This is a genomic window from Streptomyces sp. NA02950 (assembly GCF_013364155.1).
Lineage (GTDB): Bacteria > Actinomycetota > Actinomycetes > Streptomycetales > Streptomycetaceae > Streptomyces.
Genome location: NZ_CP054916.1, coordinates 6,902,458 through 6,919,003 on the forward strand (window position 1 = coordinate 6,902,458; position 16,546 = coordinate 6,919,003).

The 16,546-nt window shown below is 72.0% G+C and carries 19 protein-coding genes; 13 read left to right on the forward strand and 6 right to left on the reverse strand.

All coding sequences use genetic code 11. From position 1 onward, the window contains the following. From HUT19_RS30325 to HUT19_RS30335, 3 genes are all read left to right on the forward strand, one after another. Entirely contained in the window at positions 1–1,023 is a 1,023-nt protein-coding gene (locus HUT19_RS30325) for an ABC transporter ATP-binding protein (protein ID WP_176183497.1), read from the forward strand. 76 nt (positions 1,024–1,099) lie between these two features. Then, complete coding sequence (locus HUT19_RS30330; RefSeq protein ID WP_176183498.1) at positions 1,100–1,960, forward strand: ABC transporter permease; 861 nt, start codon at positions 1,100–1,102, stop codon at positions 1,958–1,960. A 59-nt stretch (positions 1,961–2,019) separates the two neighbouring features. Next, positions 2,020–2,730 carry an ABC transporter permease gene (locus HUT19_RS30335; RefSeq protein WP_176183499.1) on the forward strand — a complete coding sequence of 237 codons (711 nt, stop codon included), beginning with the start codon at positions 2,020–2,022 and terminating at the stop codon, positions 2,728–2,730. Between the two features lie 22 nt (positions 2,731–2,752). Here the strand turns inward: HUT19_RS30335 and ybaK are convergent, their stop codons facing one another. From ybaK to HUT19_RS30350, 3 genes are read right to left on the reverse strand one after another with little or no spacing between them, the layout of a single operon-like run. Then, entirely contained in the window at positions 2,753–3,256 is a 504-nt protein-coding gene (ybaK, locus tag HUT19_RS30340) for a Cys-tRNA(Pro) deacylase (protein ID WP_176183500.1), read from the reverse strand. An 11-nt stretch (positions 3,257–3,267) separates the two neighbouring features. Continuing rightward, a complete protein-coding gene (locus tag HUT19_RS30345) occupies positions 3,268–4,008 on the reverse strand; it encodes an LON peptidase substrate-binding domain-containing protein (protein WP_176183501.1) in 741 nt (246 codons plus the stop codon). A gap of 34 nt (positions 4,009–4,042) precedes the next feature. Next, entirely contained in the window at positions 4,043–5,638 is a 1,596-nt protein-coding gene (locus HUT19_RS30350) for an oxidoreductase (protein ID WP_176183502.1), read from the reverse strand. Between the two features lie 155 nt (positions 5,639–5,793). On the opposite strand from HUT19_RS30350, the gene hisD reads away from it, so the two are divergent. Genes hisD through hisF form a run of 8 tightly spaced genes read left to right on the forward strand, consistent with a single transcriptional unit; the run spans position 5,794 to position 11,620 of the window. Next, positions 5,794–7,119, forward strand: a complete 1,326-nt coding sequence (hisD, locus tag HUT19_RS30355; protein ID WP_176183503.1) for a histidinol dehydrogenase — start codon at positions 5,794–5,796, stop codon at positions 7,117–7,119. Then, positions 7,116–8,234, forward strand: coding sequence for a histidinol-phosphate transaminase (locus tag HUT19_RS30360; RefSeq protein ID WP_176183504.1), 1,119 nt, complete (start codon positions 7,116–7,118; stop codon positions 8,232–8,234). The genes hisD and HUT19_RS30360 overlap by 4 nt, the downstream gene beginning before the upstream one ends. Further along, complete coding sequence (hisB, locus tag HUT19_RS30365; protein WP_030831739.1) at positions 8,231–8,824, forward strand: imidazoleglycerol-phosphate dehydratase HisB; 594 nt, start codon at positions 8,231–8,233, stop codon at positions 8,822–8,824. Before HUT19_RS30360 ends, hisB begins: the two co-directional genes overlap by 4 nt. Before the next feature lie 28 nt (positions 8,825–8,852). Then, positions 8,853–9,017 (forward strand): hypothetical protein, encoded by a 165-nt coding sequence (locus HUT19_RS30370; RefSeq protein WP_176183505.1) that lies wholly within the window; start codon positions 8,853–8,855, stop codon positions 9,015–9,017. Continuing rightward, complete coding sequence (hisH, locus tag HUT19_RS30375; protein ID WP_176183506.1) at positions 9,014–9,655, forward strand: imidazole glycerol phosphate synthase subunit HisH; 642 nt, start codon at positions 9,014–9,016, stop codon at positions 9,653–9,655. The genes HUT19_RS30370 and hisH overlap by 4 nt, the downstream gene beginning before the upstream one ends. Positions 9,656–9,696: 41 nt before the next feature. Beyond that, the gene (priA, locus tag HUT19_RS30380; RefSeq protein WP_176183507.1) at positions 9,697–10,428 is read left to right on the forward strand and encodes a bifunctional 1-(5-phosphoribosyl)-5-((5-phosphoribosylamino)methylideneamino)imidazole-4-carboxamide isomerase/phosphoribosylanthranilate isomerase PriA; all 732 of its coding nucleotides are present in this window, start codon (positions 9,697–9,699) and stop codon (positions 10,426–10,428) included. Then, entirely contained in the window at positions 10,425–10,835 is a 411-nt protein-coding gene (locus HUT19_RS30385) for a Rid family hydrolase (RefSeq protein ID WP_176183508.1), read from the forward strand. The genes priA and HUT19_RS30385 overlap by 4 nt, the downstream gene beginning before the upstream one ends. Beyond that, complete coding sequence (hisF, locus tag HUT19_RS30390; protein WP_176183509.1) at positions 10,832–11,620, forward strand: imidazole glycerol phosphate synthase subunit HisF; 789 nt, start codon at positions 10,832–10,834, stop codon at positions 11,618–11,620. The genes HUT19_RS30385 and hisF overlap by 4 nt, the downstream gene beginning before the upstream one ends. A gap of 4 nt (positions 11,621–11,624) precedes the next feature. Here the strand turns inward: hisF and fxsT are convergent, their stop codons facing one another. Then, positions 11,625–14,336, reverse strand: a complete 2,712-nt coding sequence (fxsT, locus tag HUT19_RS30395; RefSeq protein ID WP_217712292.1) for an FxSxx-COOH system tetratricopeptide repeat protein — start codon at positions 14,334–14,336, stop codon at positions 11,625–11,627. Between the two features lie 68 nt (positions 14,337–14,404). On the opposite strand from fxsT, the gene HUT19_RS30400 reads away from it, so the two are divergent. Beyond that, positions 14,405–14,860 (forward strand): hypothetical protein, encoded by a 456-nt coding sequence (locus HUT19_RS30400; RefSeq protein ID WP_176183511.1) that lies wholly within the window; start codon positions 14,405–14,407, stop codon positions 14,858–14,860. On the opposite strand, the gene HUT19_RS30405 is transcribed toward HUT19_RS30400, so the two are convergent. Further along, entirely contained in the window at positions 14,783–15,286 is a 504-nt protein-coding gene (locus tag HUT19_RS30405) for an HIT family protein (protein ID WP_176183512.1), read from the reverse strand. The genes HUT19_RS30400 and HUT19_RS30405 overlap by 78 nt on opposite strands. Positions 15,287–15,511: 225 nt before the next feature. Between HUT19_RS30405 and HUT19_RS30410 the strand changes: the two genes are divergently transcribed. Further along, a complete protein-coding gene (locus tag HUT19_RS30410; protein WP_176183513.1) occupies positions 15,512–16,360 on the forward strand; it encodes an endo alpha-1,4 polygalactosaminidase in 849 nt (282 codons plus the stop codon). On the opposite strand, the gene HUT19_RS43350 is transcribed toward HUT19_RS30410, so the two are convergent. Beyond that, complete coding sequence (locus HUT19_RS43350; protein WP_254885866.1) at positions 16,333–16,512, reverse strand: hypothetical protein; 180 nt, start codon at positions 16,510–16,512, stop codon at positions 16,333–16,335. The two genes, HUT19_RS30410 and HUT19_RS43350, sit on opposite strands and share 28 nt — an antisense overlap. Between the last annotated feature and the right edge of the window lie 34 nt (positions 16,513–16,546).

Below are 16,546 nucleotides of genomic sequence, written 5' to 3' on the forward strand. Positions count from 1 at the left end.
GTGAGGACGGGCGCGAAACAGGCGACGGGTGGCGATGTGGTGTGCACCGTGCGCGGCCTGGTCAAGACCTATCCCGCCACGCGCGCCCGCCGCGGCGCGCCCGCCACCCCCGCCGTAAGGGCGAGCGACGGCATCGACCTCGACGTGGCGCGCGGTGAGGTCTTCGGGCTGCTCGGACCCAACGGCGCCGGGAAGTCCACCCTGGTCCGCCAGCTCACCGGACTGCTGCGGCCCGACGAGGGCACCGTCCGGGTGCTCGGCCACGATCTCGTCCGCCACCCCGAGCGCGCCGCCCGGCTGCTGGGCTACCTGGGCCAGGACTCGACCGCGCTGGACGAGCTGACCGTCGCCCTGGCCACCGAGACCACGGCCCGGCTGCGCGGCCTGGACGCCCGCGCGGCCCGGGCCGAGCGGGACGCGGTGATCGAGGAGCTGGGGCTCGGCGAGCTGTCCGGACGGCCGCTGAAGAAGCTCTCCGGCGGCCAGCGCCGGCTGGCGTGCGTCGCCGCCGCGCTGGTCGGCGAGCGGCCGCTGCTGGTGCTGGACGAGCCCACCACCGGGATGGACCCGGTCGCCCGGCGGGCGGTGTGGGCCGCCGTGGACCGGCGGCGGGCCGAACACGGGGTGACGGTACTGCTCGTCACCCACAACGTCATCGAGGCCGAGACCGTGCTCGACCGGGTCGCCGTGCTGGACCGCGGCCGGGTGATCGCCTGCGACACCCCCGCCGGGCTGAAGGCGATGGTCGCCGACGAGGTGCGGGTGGAGCTGGTGTGGCGCACCGAGCCACCGCTGGACGTCCCCGGGATCGCCCGGCTGCGGGACACCGCCCACACCGCCTCGGGGCGCCGCTGGACGCTGCGGCTCGCGCCGGACGAGGCGCGCGCCGCCATCGCCACCGTGACCGGCGGGCCCGCCTTCGCCGCGCTGGACGATTTCACTCTCGCCACACCCAGCCTGGAGGATGTGTACCTCGCGCTGGGCGGCCGTGCGGAGGGGACGCAGGGACTGGTGAAGGCGTGAACGCAGGCGTGACCGTGTCCGTAGTGAAGTCCGTGAAGCGACCGAAGCCGTCACCGGCGAAGAGGAGCAGCACAACGTGAGTGTCGTGCCCGCGCAGGCCATGCCGTCCGGCATCACCGGGGGAAGCTCCCCGGCGAAGGCCGCCGGGCCGGCCGGTGAGGCCGGTGCCGCCGAAGACGTGCCCGCCCCGCTGGCGGCCGGCGCACGGCTGCTCCCGGCCCTCGTCGCGGTCTACCGGGCCCAGCTGAGCCGGGCCCGGGTGGCCCGGATCCCGCTGCTGTTCGTGGCCACCTTCCAGTCCGTCGGGATCATGGTCCTGATGCGCGGGGTGGTGGACGGCGGTGCGGAGGCCCGCTCCGTGGTCGCCGGGTCGAGCGTGCTGGTCGTGGCGTTCGTGGCGCTCAATCTGCTGGCCCAGTACTTCGGTCAGCTGCGGGCGAGCGGCGGACTCGACCACTACGCCACCCTGCCGGTGCCGCCGTCCGCGGTGGTGCTCGGCGCGGCCGCAGCGTACGCCTCCTTCACCGTGCCCGGGACGGCCGTCACCGCCGTCGTGGGCAGTGCGCTCTTCCAGCTGCCGATGGGACATCTGTGGATCCTCGCCGCGGTGATCCCGCTCTCCGGTGCCGCCCTCGCCGGACTCGGCGCGGCCCTCGGACTGCTCGCCCCGCGTCAGGAACTGGCCACCCTCTGCGGCCAGTTGGGGATGTCGGCGGCGCTGCTGCTGGGGGTTCTGCCCGCCGAGCGGATGCCGGAGGTAGTGTCGTACACGCGTGATCTGCTGCCGTCGACGTACGGTGTGGAGGCCCTGGCGCGGTCCTTCGACGGGCAGCCCGACTGGCCAGCGGTCTGTGCCGACCTCGGGGTGTGTGCCGGGGTGGCCGTGGTGTCACTCGCCGCCGCGACCTGGGCCTACCGGCGGGCGGCCGTGCGGTGACGCGCCGCAGCGGACCTCCCGCTGACCGAAGTACGCCGTCCACCTGGCACGATGACGGGGTGACCGCACCGTTGACGCCACAAGACAAGCCTTCGCCGCAGGACGAGCCCACCGAGGGGCGGGCCGAGTCGTATCCCTCCGGCGAGGCGCCTCAGCACCCTCACCCCGAGCACCCCGAGCACCCCGAGCACCCCGAACACGCTGGATACACCGAGCACGGCGAGTACTCCGAGCCGGGGCCCGAGCTGCGGGCGGAGCTGGTGCAGGCGTCGCTGGTGGCCATCGCGGTGGCGGTGTCGGGGGTGCTGCTGGGGCTGCTGTGGCTGTGGCTGGCGCCGCGGGTGCCACTGGTCTGGGCCGGGGACGGCGCCGTCTATCTGAAGAACTCCGAGGCGGAGGACGCCATCGGCGCGGACGGGACGTTCGTGCTGCTCGCCCTGGCCTTCGGGGCCGTGACGGCGCTCGTGGTGTTCCTGTTCTTCCGGCAGGGCGGGATCGCGCTGGTCATCGGACTGGCCATCGGCGGGGTGCTCGCCTCGGTGATCGCCTGGCGGCTGGGCGTCTGGCTGGGCCCCAGCGCGGACATCGCGGCCCACGCCAAGGAGGTCGGCAAGGGCGTCGCCTTCGACGGGCCGCTGAAACTGCGCGCCAAGGGCGCCCTGCTGTCCTGGTCGGTCGCGGCGATGGTGGTGCATCTGGCGCTGACCGGAGTGTTCGGCCCGCGTGACCCGGAGCCCCCGCTGCCGAACTCGGGCCTCAGCCCCGCCTGATCCGGCCCGATCCGGTTCTTCGCTACCCCTCGTGACGCGCGATCGGGGCCACCACGGCCTCGGTGAGCGCCGCCAGATCCGTGGGGGACAGCTCCACCTCGAGACCGCGGCGGCCCGCCGAGACACACACCGTCTTGTGCCCGGCCGCCGAGGCGTCCAGGGCCGTGGGCAGCCGTTTGCGCTGACCGAGCGGGGAGATACCGCCGCGGACATAGCCCGTGGTGCGCTCCGCCGCCGCCGGATCCGCCATCGTGGCGCGCTTGCCGCCCACCGCCGCCGCGAGGGCCTTGAGGTCCAGCGAGGCGGAGACCGGGACGATCGCCACGGTCAGCCGGTCGTCCACGCTGGCGATGAGGGTCTTGAACACCCGGCCCGGTTCCACCCCCAGCGCCTGCGCGGCCTCCTCCCCGTACGACGGCGCCGCCGGGTCATGGGTGTAGGAGTGCAGGGTGAAGGGCGTGCCCGCCGCGGTGAGGGCGGTGGTGGCCGGGGTACCGGCGGAGTTCTTCCTGGATTTCTTGGCCATGTCCTTGTGCGTCAGTTGGGGCTGGTCGGCCGGCGGGTCAGATCGACGGCGGGAAGCGACGGGAGCTTACCGATGACCGCGCTCTCGGCGCGAAGGAGTTTCAGCTCCTCGGCCAGTCGGCGGGCCGTGTCCGGCGCCTGGAGCAGCCGCTGCTTGGCCGGGGTGTCGAGCACGGCGGCCGCCGCGACCAGGTAGGAGAGGACGGACGGCTCGCCGGGCAGGTCCTGTTCGGCGGTCAGGGTGCGTTCCCGCGCCCCCGCGAGCCGCTTCTGATAGGTGCGGAACGCCCGTACCACCCCGGAGGCCAGCGCCCCGGCGCCGTCGCCCTGCGTCTCCTCCAGCTCCTTGACCTCGGCGGTCAGATACGGGCCCGAGGAGTCCACCGAGAGCAGTTCGAACCGGGTGGTGCCGGTGGCCAGCACCTCGAAGGTGCCGTCCTCCTGCTCCCGGATGGTGGCCGCGTCCGCGACACAGCCGACCGAGTAGAACGACTTCACCGGATCCGGGCCGAAGCCCGCCGCGGGGCCGCGGTCGGGCAGCGTGACGGCCTCCGGGAGCCCGATCGCGCTGGGGGCGACCTCATGGCCGTCCCGGATCGCGACCACCCCGAACCGGCGCGGCGCGTCCTCCGGAAGCGCCGACAGATCGCGCATCAGGGAGCGGTACCGCTCCTCGAAGACGTTCAGGGGCATGACGAGACCCGGGAACAGCACCGTGTTCAGCGGGAAGAGCGGAAGGCGCGCGGAGGTCACGGGGCGTAAGCCTAATGGCCCCGCGCGTCGTGCATCACTGGCGGCGCAGCAGCCGGGAGGCGCCCGCGGCGACCGTGGTCGCCAGTACCCACCCCAGCAGGATCATCACGATGGCCGCCCACTGCACCGCTCCGCCGGGTTTCCAGTAGCCGTCCTGGCCCAGATCGACCACCGGGATCAGCAGGTCGAGCGTGTACAGCGAGGCGTTCCAGTGCGGGGACTCGTCCGGTTTCAGCGCCTCGGGGCGGTTGTGGGCGAAGAACACCGAACCCACCGCCCACAGCACCGCCATCCACACCGCGGCCCGGCCTGGGCGGTAGCCGTAGGCCACCGTCCAGTCCTGGAGATAGCCCCACATCTTCCCGGCCAGCGGCAGCGTTTCCCGGCGGCGGCGCTGCTTGGCGAGCAGCACCTCGCGCGCGTCCGCGTCCTCACCGCTGGCCCGCATCGAGTTGGCCAGCATCTCGTACGGCTCGGGCGCGTACTCCGGGGTCGCGGCGGCCACCCACTCCAGCCGCCGGGTCAGCGGGAAGTGGCCGCGCGGGATCAGGCACTCGTAGGAGAAGCCCGCCATGGTCAGCCCGCCGGGCCCCGGCCAGCTCACCGATTTGTCGACCAGGTTGACCACCCGGGCGCCGGAGAGGATCACCCGGCCCCGCTGCGGCCGCTCCCCGACGAAGCGCAGCTCGGGCGTCTGGACCCGGCGCAGCGACAGCTCCTGGTCGTTCTCCATGATGAAGCGGGCCTGGTCGAAGTCGATGGCGTCACCGATCCGCCCGTCGTCCAGGCGTATGCCGCCCTCGCATTCGAAGCGCTGGATCCGGGTTCCGCGCGTCGGGGTGTCGGTGGTGCCGTAGGCCGGGGTGGAGCTGCCCGAGAAGGCGCTCATCCCGCCCCCGGTCAGATACAGACTGCGCTCGACGGTCAGCTGCGGTGCGTTCAGCGCCCGCCGCCCGTAGGGATTGCGCAGCCGGGAACCGCGCAGACTGAGCGACACGCCCACCTGCGCACCGCGCAGACTCAGCTCGCCGTACGACTCGATCATGTCGGCCTGGAAGTCCTGGGCGACGGTCAGCCCGTCGGCGCTGATCGACATGCCCCGGCGGTCCCGGCGCACTATGAGCTGGTTGAGCAGTAAATCCGTGCCGATATGGGCGTCGGTGAGCCGGATGCCGTGCTCCACGACACACCGCGGCAGATGCAGATCGCCCTCGGTGCGCAGCCGGGCCCCCTCCAGCCGGGGGAGTGCGCAGCCCACCAGGCGCAGGGTGGCGAAATGCGACTCGGGGAGCAGCACCTCCCGCTCGAAGCGGCAGTTCTTCAGCTCGACGTACGGGGTGATGACCCCACCGGCCAGGTCCAGGGTGCCGGTGATGTGCACCCCGTTGAGCTTGAGCGCCGCGACCCGGCCCGGCTGGGCGGGCGGCCCGTTCAGCAGCAGCAGCGCCACCACCCGTGCGCGCACACTGCGCTCGGGGCCCCAGGCGTAGGGGCCGGAGGGGTCGTTCCGCTGGGGGTGGGAGGTGCGCAGATCGTGGGTGCTGCCGTTGCGGAACGCCTGCCACATGCCCCATTCGGCGGTGGTCAGGTCCAGACCCGGGGGCGGATCGCCATCGTGCGGCTCGGTCACAGCCGTGTCCCCTCCTGTTCTCCGTATCCCCGTACGGACCACATTCCCGCTGAGTAACCGGTTGAACGCCAACGGTCAGGGTCAACTTAGGGGGTGTGTATCACTGACTGATACGGGGGGCGGGCGGCCGTTTCGGGTCTGAGACAATTGATCGCGTGATCTCTCGTATCGATCTGCGCGGCGCCGCCCTCTCCGAGGGCGGCATCGACCGTGACCTGCTGCCCCGTGCCGAGCTCGACGTCGAGGCCGCCCTGGAGAAGGTGCGGCCGATCTGCGAGGACGTACGGCATCGCGGCACCGCGGCGCTGATCGACTACGCGCTGCGGTTCGACGGCGTCGCCCTCGACCGGGTGCGGGTGCCCGCCGAGGCCCTTCAGCGCGCCCTCGCCGAGCTGGACCCGGCCGTGCGGGCCGCCCTGGAGGAGTCCATCCGGCGGGCCCGGCGGGTCCACCGCGCGCAGCGGCGCACCGACCACACCACGCAGGTGGTGCCCGGCGGCACGGTCACCGAGCGCTGGGTGCCGGTCGAGCGGGTCGGGCTGTACGTCCCGGGCGGCCGCGCGGTCTACCCCTCCTCCGTGGTGATGAACGTGGTGCCCGCGCAGGAGGCCGGGGTCGGCTCGATGGCCGTCACCTCCCCGCCGCAGAGCGAGTTCGGCGGGCTGCCGCACCCCACCATCCTGGCGGCCTGCGCCCTGCTGGGCGTCGACGAGGTCTACGCGGCCGGGGGCGCCCAGGCGGTGGCCATGTTCGCCTACGGCACCGAGGAGTGCCGCCCGGTCTCGATGGTGACCGGTCCGGGCAACATCTGGGTCGTCGCCGCCAAGCGCCTGCTCAAGGGCCGGATCGGCATCGACGCCGAGGCCGGGCCCACCGAGATCGCCATCCTCGCCGACGCCACCGCCGACCCGGCGCACGTCGCCGCGGACCTGATCAGCCAGGCCGAGCACGATCCGCTGGCCGCGTCGGTGCTGGTCACCGACTCCGAGGAGCTGGCCACCGCGGTCGAGAAGGAGCTCGAGGTCCAGATCGCGGCCACCAAACATGTCGAGGACCGGATCCGCCCGGCGCTCTCCGGCCGCCAGTCCGGCATCGTGCTGGTCGACGGGGTCGACCAGGGCCTGGCCGTGGTGGACGCGTACGCGGCCGAGCACCTGGAGATCCAGACCGAGGACGCGGCGGCGGTCGCCGCCCGGGTGCGGAACGCCGGGGCGGTCTTCGTCGGGGCGTACGCGCCCGTCTCCCTCGGCGACTACGCCGCGGGCTCCAACCACGTGCTGCCCACCGGCGGCTGCGCCTGCCACTCCTCCGGGCTGTCCGTGCAGTCCTTCCTGCGCGGTATCCATGTGGTGGACTACAGCCGGGAGGCGCTGGCCGAGGTCGCGGGCCATGTGGTGACGCTCGCCGAGGCGGAGGACCTGCCCGCCCACGGCGCCGCGGTGAAGGCAAGGTTCGACTGGAAGGTGCCACCGAGCAAGTGACCGGCATTGACGATCTTCCGATCCGGGAAGAGCTCCGTGGCAAGTCCCCGTACGGCGCTCCACAGCTCGATGTGCCCGTGCGGCTGAACACCAACGAGAATCCGTATCCGCTGCCCGAGCCCCTGGTGGCCCGGATCGCGGAGCGGGTCGCCGAGGCGGCCCGCGAGCTCAACCGCTACCCGGACCGGGACGCGGTCGAGCTCCGCACCGAGCTGGCCCGCTACCTCACCCGCACCGCCGGGCTCGAGGTCGGCGTGGCCAACGTCTGGGCGGCCAACGGGTCCAACGAGGTGTTGCAGCAGCTGCTCCAGACCTTCGGCGGCCCGGGGCGCACCGCGATCGGCTTCGAGCCCTCGTACTCGATGCACGCGCTGATCTCCCGCTCCACCGGCACCGGCTGGATCTCCGGCCCGCGGAACGCGGATTTCACCATCGATGTCGACGCGGCCCGCGCGGCCATCGCGGAGCTCCGGCCCAACGTCGTGTTCATCACCTCCCCGAACAACCCCACGGGGACGGCCGTCGAGGCGGCCACGGTGCTGGCGCTGTACGAGGCGGCGCAGGCCGCCGGGGCGGACACTGCCGGGGCGCTCGTCGTGGTCGACGAGGCGTACGGGGAGTTCAGCCACCACCCCTCGCTGCTGCCGCTGATCGAGAACCGCCCGCGGCTGGTCCTCTCCCGGACCATGTCCAAGGCGTTCGGCGCCGCCGGACTGCGGCTGGGCTATCTCGCCGCGCACCCGGCCGTGGTGGACGCCGTCCAGCTCGTCCGGCTGCCGTACCACCTGTCCGCCGTCACCCAGGCCACCGCGCTGGCCGCCCTGGAGCACACCGATACGCTGCTGGGGTACGTCGAGGCGCTCAAGGCCGAGCGCGACCGGCTGGTCGGCGAGCTGCGCAGCATCGGCTGCGAGGTGACCGACTCGGACGCCAACTTCGTGCAGTTCGGCCGCTTCGAGGACGCGCACGCGGCATGGCAGGGCCTGCTGGACCGGGGTGTTCTGGTCCGTGACAACGGCGTACCGGGATGGCTGCGGGTCACCGCGGGCACCCCCACCGAGAACGACGCGTTCCTCGACGCGGTACGCGAGCTGATGAAGGAGAAGAGCGCATGACCCGCGTTGGACGCGTGGAGCGCACCACCAAGGAGACCTCGGTCGTCGTCGAGATCGACCTCGACGGCACCGGACAGGTCGACGTATCGACCGGTGTGGGCTTCTACGACCACATGCTCGACCAGCTGGGCCGCCACGGCCTCTTCGACCTCACGGTCAAGACCGAGGGCGACCTGCACATCGACACCCACCACACCATCGAGGACACCGCCCTCGCGCTCGGTGCCGCGTTCAAGCAGGCGCTCGGCGACAAGGTGGGCATCTACCGCTTCGGCAACTGCACGGTGCCGCTGGACGAGTCGCTCGCCCAGGTGACCGTCGACCTCTCCGGCCGCCCCTACCTGGTGCACAGCGAGCCGGAGAACATCGCGCCGATGATCGGCACCTACGACACCACGATGACGCGGCACATACTGGAGTCGTTCGTGGCGCAGGCGCAGATCGCCCTGCACGTCCACGTGCCGTACGGGCGCAACGCCCACCACATCGTGGAGTGCCAGTTCAAGGCCCTGGCGCGGGCGCTGCGCTACGCCAGTGAGCGCGATCCGCGCGCGGCCGGGATTCTTCCTTCGACGAAGGGCGCGCTGTGAGCGACGTACGCGCGGACGGAGCGATGCCGTGAGCGGGTCGGCCACGGCGTTCATCGTGCTCGGGCTGTTCCTGCTCGGCGGGGTGGTCTCCTTCGTGAAGCAGGGGCTGCCCAAGGGCGTGATCGTGCTGCTCGGCCTGGGCGCCTCGATGGCCCTGGTGGCGGGCATCATGCGGCTGGAGGTCTGGAATTGAGCACGAACCCGAAGGTTGTCGTGTTCGACTACGGCTTCGGCAACATCCGCTCCGCCGAGCGCGCCCTCGCCCACGTCGGCGCCGAAGTCGAGATCACCCGTGACTACGACAAGGCCATGTCCGCCGACGGGCTGCTGGTCCCCGGCGTCGGCGCCTTCGCCGCCTGCATGAAGGGGCTGCGCGAGGCCCGCGGCGACTGGATCGTGGGCCGCCGCCTCTCCGGCGGCCGCCCCGTGATGGGGATCTGCGTCGGTATGCAGATCCTCTTCGGACGCGGTATCGAGCACGGCGTCGAGGCCGAGGGCCTGGACGAGTGGCCCGGCACCGTCGAGCCGCTGCGCGCCCCCGTCGTCCCCCACATGGGCTGGAACACGGTCAAGGCACCCGCCGACTCCCGGCTGTTCGACGGTGTGGACGAGGACGAGCGCTTCTACTTCGTCCACTCCTACGCGGTGCGCACCTGGGAGCTGGAGGTGGCCAACCCGGCCATGCCCGTCCCCAAGGTCGCCTGGACCACCCATGGCGAGCCGTTCGTCGCCGCCGTGGAGAACGGCCCGTTGTGGGCCACCCAGTTCCACCCCGAGAAGTCCGGCGACGCCGGCGCGCGGCTGCTCCGCAACTGGCTCGACACGCTCTGACCGGCCCGCATCAGCCCAGCACTCACCGTAAGGTTCCCCGCATGCCAACGCACCGCCTCGAACTCCTCCCCGCCGTCGACGTCCGCGACGGCCAGGCCGTCCGCCTCGTGCACGGCGAGTCCGGCTCCGAGACGTCGTACGGCGACCCGCTGGAGGCCGCCCTCGCCTGGCAGGCGGCGGGCGCCGAGTGGCTGCATCTGGTGGATCTCGACGCCGCCTTCGGCACCGGCGACAACCGCGCGCAGATCGCCGAGGTCGCCCGCGCCATGGAGCTGAAGGTCGAACTGTCCGGCGGGATCCGCGACGACGCCTCGCTGGCCGCCGCCCTCGCCACCGGCTGCACCCGGGTCAACCTCGGCACGGCCGCGCTGGAGACCCCCGAGTGGGTCGCCAAGGTCATCGCCGAGCACGGCGACCGCATCGCCGTCGGCCTCGATGTGCGCGGCACCACCCTGCGCGGCCGCGGCTGGACCCGCGACGGCGGCGATCTCTACGAGACCCTGGCCCGGCTGGACTCCGAGGGCTGCGCCCGTTACGTCGTCACCGACATCGCCAAGGACGGCACCCTCCAGGGCCCCAACCTGGAGCTGCTGCGCAATGTGTGCGCCGCCACGCCCCGGCCGGTCGTCGCCTCCGGCGGCGTTTCCTCCCTTGACGACCTGCGCGCCCTTGCGACTCTGGTACCGGAAGGCGTCGAGGGTGCCATCGTCGGGAAGGCGCTCTACGCCAAGGCGTTCACCCTGGAAGAGGCGTTGGAGGCGGTATCCGCATGACCTCACCCGAGATCGCACGACGGATCCAGACCCACAGTCCCTGGGAGGAGACCATCGGCTTCGCCCGGGCCGTCGAGGCCGGCGACCTGGTGGTCGTCGCCGGGACGATGCCGCTGGCCGAGCGCGGCGTGCTGGAGGGCGAGGGCGATCCGTACCAGCAGACGCTCGCCGCCTTCCGCCACGCCCTGGACGCGCTGTCGAAGTTCGACCTGGGCGCCGAATCCGTGATCCGCACCCGGATGTACATCACCCACGCCCGGGACGTGGACGAGGTGGGCCGCGCCCACAAGGAGCTCTTCGACGCCGTGCGCCCGGCCGCGACCCTCGTCGTGGTCTCCGGTTTCGTGGACTCGCGCGTCCTGGTGGAAGTCGAAGTGGAAGCATTCCGAGGAGCCCGACAGCCATGACCCTCGCGGTCCGAGTCATCCCCTGCCTGGACGTGGACAACGGCCGGGTCGTCAAGGGCGTCAACTTCCAGAACCTGCGCGACGCGGGCGATCCGGTCGAGATGGCCAAGATCTACGGCGAGGAGGGCGCGGATGAGCTGACCTTCCTCGACATCACCGCCTCCTCCGGCAACCGCGAAACCACCTACGACGTCGTCCGCCGCACCGCCGAGCAGGTCTTCATCCCGCTCACGGTGGGCGGCGGCGTCCGCACCACGGACGACGTCGACAAGCTGCTGCGCGCCGGTGCGGACAAGGTCGGCGTCAACACGGCCGCGATCGCCCGCCCCGAGCTGATCCGCGAGATCGCCGAACGCTTCGGCAGCCAGGTCCTGGTCCTCTCGGTCGACGCCCGCCGCTGCGCGCCCGCCGCCGACGGGGAACCGGCCACGGTCACCGAGTCCGGCTACGAGGTCACCACCCACGGCGGCCGCCGGGGCACCGGCATCGACGCCGTCGAATGGGCCCACCGCGCCGCCGAGCTGGGCGCGGGGGAGATCCTGCTCAACTCCATGGACGCGGACGGCACCAAGGACGGCTACGACACCCCCATGATCGAAGCTGTCCGCAAGCACGTCACCATCCCGGTCATCGCCAGCGGCGGCGCGGGCACCCTCGCCCACTTCCCTCCGGCCGTGGCCGCGGGCGCGGACGCGGTACTGGCCGCGTCGGTCTTCCACTTTGGCGATCTGCGGATCAGTCAGGTGAAGGACGCACTGCGGGCGGCGGGGCACCCGGTGCGCTGAGGCGTCAGCGGCGCGACCGCCGCTTCAGCATCTCCATGAGCTTGGTGGCGTTCTTGGTCAGCAGATGGTCGTCACCGAGCGTTCGGTGGCACCGCTCATAGGTGTCCCGTGACAGGGCGCGGGCGTCCCTGCGCCGCCCGAGGCTGGCGAGGCCGTCCGAGAGGAGGGCCGCGGTGTTGAGCGTATTGGGGTGGTCGTCGCCCAGGGTGGCGCGGCTGCGGTCGAAGGACTCCTGGAGCAGGGTCGTGGCCTGCATGTTCTGACCGAGGGCGAGCAGTGTGGCGCCCAGCAGCTGGGTGCCGACGAGCGTGGAGACGTGGTCGGCGCCCAGCGTGGTGCGGCTGCGGTCGAGTGTGCTCTGGAGCAGTGTCCGGGCCTGGACGTGGTGGCCCAGATAGCTCATGGTGCTGGCCACACACTGGCTCGCGTGCAGGGTCATGGGGTGGTCCTCGCCGAGGACGGTGCGGCTGCGGTCGAGTACGTCCTGGAGCATGGCCTGTGCCTGCGAGTGCTTCTCGAGGTGGTTGAGGGTCATGGCGAGGGAGCAGACACAGAACAGCGTGTCGGGGTGGTCGTCCCCCAGGGCGGCGCGGCTGCGGTCGACGATCTCGGTAAGGATGACGCGTGCTTCCTTGTGCCGGCCGAGGAACCCGATGGCGCCCGCGTGGAGTTGGACGGAGCCGAAGATCCTCGGGTGATGGTCTCCCAGGGTGCGGCGAAATGCGTGCAGGGTCTCCGTGATCAGTGCCCTGGCCTCTTCGAACCGTCCCAGGTTCCCCAGGGTGATCGCCAGGGCCTCGCTGGCGTCGAGGGTCCGCTCATGCTCATCACTGAGCGCGTTCCGGCTGAGCTCGACCACGTCCTCGATCACACGGAGAGCCTGCCGGTACCGTCCCAGGTAGTTCAGGGCGCCGGAGAGCAGGGTGCCGACGGCCACGGAGTCCGGGTGGTCCGGGCCGAGTTCGGCCGACCACCGCCGGTGCAGTGTCTCGGCGGCTTCATGCGCGGCCGGTCCGGTGCCCCGGAAGAACAGGTACTGCGTCGCGTGGAGGGAGAGCCGGCGCATGGCCTCGTCGTGTGTCCATGCCTCGCTCAGGGCCAGCACATGGGGCAGCAGCCCGGCCCATTCCTGCCAGCTCACCGGGCTCCTGCCGTCATCGGCCGGTCGTACGCTGACGATGAGGTCCTTGGCGTGGGCACGGGCGTCGGCGGCGGAGTCGTTCCGCAGGATGGCGGCGGTGAGCCGGTGGACCGTCAACCCGCCCTTCCGGAAACGCACCAGCCCCAGCCGGGCCATCGCGCCGATGGTGTCGGCCACCGCCACGGGATCCCCGGCGAGGGGCTCCAGCGGGGGAGGAAGCCTGACGCCCTCCTTGGTGATCCAGGTGTCCAGGGGGATCGGCTCCGGGGCCAGGAAGGCGCAGATGCGGAGGAGTTCCGAGGCCACGGGATGGATGCGGGCGAGATGGCCCCAGGAGATCCGTACCGCGGCGCCGAGCGACGTGTGCTGGTAGGTGGTGGCGGTGTGGTGATCGAGGAGGCGGCTCGTCGCCGCGAGGTCGTTGAGGTAGGTCTCGGCGGAGAGGCCCGAGGTGGCCATCAGGCTGCCCGCCTGGGAGAGGGCCAGCGGCAGGTCCCCCAGGGCCTCGGCGAGCCGGTCCGCCTCGCCCTCCGGCAACTCGGGCACATATCCGGCCAGCAGGGCCCGTGACTCGTCGCGCGCGAAGAGGCCCAGGTCCACCGGGGCCGCGAGACTGTGCCAGCCGGGGTCGCGCGAGGTGATCAGCACATGGCCGTCACCCTCCGGCAGCAGAGTCCGGAACGTCTCCGGGTCCTCGGCGTTGTCGAAGACGAGCAGCCAGCGGCCGTGGGTGCGCAGATACTGACGGGCGCTCTGCGCCGCGTCCGCCACCGGCATGGTGGTGGGCACCACCCTCAGGGCGTGCGCCAGATCCGCGAGCTGGCTGTCGAGGGTGACGGTCTGTTCGGCGTCGAGCCACCACACCGTGTCGTACTGCGAGGCGAAGCGGTGGCAGTACTCCAGCGCCGTCTGGGTCTTGCCCACGCCGCCCATGCCGTGCAGCGCCTGACCGGACGACCGGGACCGGAACGTCGTCCGGATGTGGTCCAGCACTTCGTCCCGCCCGGTGAACAGCGGAAGCCGCGGCGGGACGTGTGACGCCTTCGGCTGGGCAGCCGGCAGCCTCGGAACGTCCGCGGCCGCTTCCGGGACCACCGGGGTGGCGGACGCCGCCCCGGGGAAGCCCGGCCTGGTCTCCGGCGCCTCCGGCCCTCCGACCGCGCGCAGCAGCTCCGCCAGTGCCTCTTCCTCGCCCTTGCCGTGCAGGATCCCCGCCTTGATGGGCCGGAGCAACGCGGGGATCCGGCTCTTCTCCAACTCGGCCACGTGCAGCGGGACGAAGTCGCGCGGTCCGCGCTCCCGGTCGTCGTAGGCGGCGGTCCACTCGTCCCAGGTGTACCGGCGGCGCTCGAAGTACGACGGCGACAGCAGCGCGAGGAACCGGTCGGCACGGGTGAGGGCATCGCTCATCCGCACGGTGGTGTTGTCACCCGCCCGCCAGTGCCAGTGGTCGAACTCGATGCTGAATCCGTGTTGCTGGAGGTGATAGGCCACCCATTCGGCCCAGGCCCGCTCCACCCCCGCATAGCTGATGAAGAAATCAACTTTCTCCGGAGCGTCCGACACCGTCTCCATCTGCCCCCCCCGCACCATGTCTTTCTGCACTCCAGTATGGCTCGCGGAGAGCCATTACACTCTCGTCGGTGACAAGCGAAACGGAACCGCCGGCGCTGCTCACCGCCCAGCCGACGCCCAGTCAGGACCAGGTCAAACACCTGGAGTTCATCCAGGCCGTCGTCACCCGGCTCGGCAACAACTCCTTCCTCCTCAAGGGCTGGTGCCTGACCCTGGCGGCCGGACTGCTGGCGTTCGCCGCCGAGGGATCGCGGGTGTCCGTGGCCGTGACGGCCTTTGTGCCGCTGCTGGCGTTCTGGCTGCTGGACGGCTACTTCCTCTGGCAGGAACGGCTGTTCCGCAACCTCTACGACCAGGTCCGCAAACCGGCCGGGGGAGGGGTGGAGCCGTTCGCCATGAACCCGCGCCCCTACGCGGCCGGGACGCGGTGGCGGCAGGCCGCCTGCTCAGTCACCCTCGCGCTGTTCTACGGCGGGATGGCCGTCGCCCACCTCGCCGTGCTGGTCGCGGTCCTCCTCGCCTGAGGTCCGCAGCGCGCCGCGCAGCCGGTCGGCCAGCCCGTCCAGCGCGGCGGGGGCCATCGCCCGCTGGGGCGGCCAGATCGGGCCCATCCGGTCGCCCTCGTTACGGGGGACGACATGGATGTGCAGATGCATCACGCTCTGCGTCGCCACCGCCCCCACGGAGGTGATGATGTTCATCCCCTCCGGCGCGAAGGCGGTCCGCACCGCGCGGACGACCCGCCGCACCGCGCGGGTCAGCTCCAGACTCGTCGGCTCGTCCAGCTCCCAGGCGTCCCGCACATGGTGGCGGGGGACCACCAGGACATGGCCGTCCACGGCGGGCTGGAGCGGCAGGAAGGCGAGGGTCTGCGCGTCGGAGTGGACGAGGCGGGCGGGCTCCAGCCCCTCCGCGATCCGGCAGAAGACGCAATCGGGGGTCACGGACATGACGCGATCATCCCGCGGAGCGCGGACCGCGGCCGCGCCGGGGCGGACTTGACGCGGCGTTCCCGGGGCGCTTGGATCACGGCAGTCGGCCCGGGGAGACACCCGGAGCCCCAGAGGTGCGCCCAGCCGGTACGGGAGTTGCTCCCCAGCCCGGCCCCAGTCGCCAGGACCGGCGCGACGCGTCCGAGGCGGGGCCGTCACCCGCGAACGCCGGAGCAGTGCACCATGCCCGCCCCCCGTCCCGCCGTCCGGTCCGCCGCCGTCGCGGCCGCGGTCCTCCTCGCCCTGACCGGCTGTACGCCGTCGTCCGGATCCCCTGAGTCCGCCGAGTCCCCCGAGTCCGGGTCCGGAGGCCCTTCGGTGACGCCGCCCCCCGTCCACACCGGATTCGACTACCAGTTGGGCGGCGCCTACCCGCCGCCGAAGGGTGTCCGGATCGTCAGCCGTGACCGCGAGGCCGACCCGGCGGACGGGCTGTACAACATCTGCTACGTCAACGCCTTCCAGTCCCAGCCGGAGGAGCGGAAGCGGTGGCCCGCCGAGCTGCTGCTGCGCGACGCGGACGGGGACGTCGTCCTGGACAAGGCCTGGAACGAACCGCTGCTGGACATCGGCACGCCCGCCAAGCGCAAGCGGATCGCCGCCCGGGTCAACCGGTGGATCGACGGCTGCGCCGACAAGGGCTACGACGCCGTGGAGCCGGACAACTACGACAGCTACACCCGCTCCGGCGGCAGGCTGTCGGCGGCCGACGCCAAGGCGTTCATCACCGTGCTCTCCGCGCACGCGCACTCCCGGAACCTGGCCATCGGCCAGAAGAACACCGTGGAACTCGCCGACAGCCGCAGGAAGACGGGGCTGGATTTCGCCGTGGCCGAGGAGTGCGGCGCGTACGACGAGTGCGGCGGATACGTGGCCGCCTTCGGGCGCCATGTGGTCGTGGTCGAATACACCGCCAAGGGGCTCGCCAAGGGCTGCGCGGAGTGGGGCGACCGGCTGAGCATCGTGCGCCGGGACGTCAATGTCACGCCCCGGGGCGACCGCGACTACGTCCGCGGGACCTGCCCGGGCTGACCGTCCGCGTCCCGGTGGAGCGCGTACATCACCTGAGGTGCGTCGGACTCGGTGAACGCGTCGTCCTGCCGCGTCCCCCGCGCCTCCGGGAGACGCCGCGAACGGGCGTTGGCCTCCTGGGTGACCGCGACGACCTCGGGGCGCCCACCCATCCCCGCTCCAGTGCGCGGACCCTCTCCGCGGGCA

Bases quoted from the DNA above. Each gene is read 5' to 3' on its own strand.
- HUT19_RS30405 (WP_176183512.1), bottom strand. From the start codon at position 15,286: ATGTCCGTGACCCCCGATTGCGTCTTCTGCCGGATCGCGGAGGGGCTG.
- priA (WP_176183507.1), top strand. From the start codon at position 9,697: ATGCCAACGCACCGCCTCGAACTCCTCCCCGCCGTCGACGTCCGCGAC.
- HUT19_RS43350 (WP_254885866.1), bottom strand. From the start codon at position 16,512: ATGGGTGGGCGCCCCGAGGTCGTCGCGGTCACCCAGGAGGCCAACGCC.
- HUT19_RS30410 (WP_176183513.1), top strand. From the start codon at position 15,512: ATGCCCGCCCCCCGTCCCGCCGTCCGGTCCGCCGCCGTCGCGGCCGCG.
- HUT19_RS30385 (WP_176183508.1), top strand. From the start codon at position 10,425: ATGACCTCACCCGAGATCGCACGACGGATCCAGACCCACAGTCCCTGG.
- ybaK (WP_176183500.1), bottom strand. From the start codon at position 3,256: ATGGCCAAGAAATCCAGGAAGAACTCCGCCGGTACCCCGGCCACCACC.
- fxsT (WP_217712292.1), bottom strand. From the start codon at position 14,336: ATGGAGACGGTGTCGGACGCTCCGGAGAAAGTTGATTTCTTCATCAGC.
- hisF (WP_176183509.1), top strand. From the start codon at position 10,832: ATGACCCTCGCGGTCCGAGTCATCCCCTGCCTGGACGTGGACAACGGC.
- hisB (WP_030831739.1), top strand. From the start codon at position 8,231: ATGACCCGCGTTGGACGCGTGGAGCGCACCACCAAGGAGACCTCGGTC.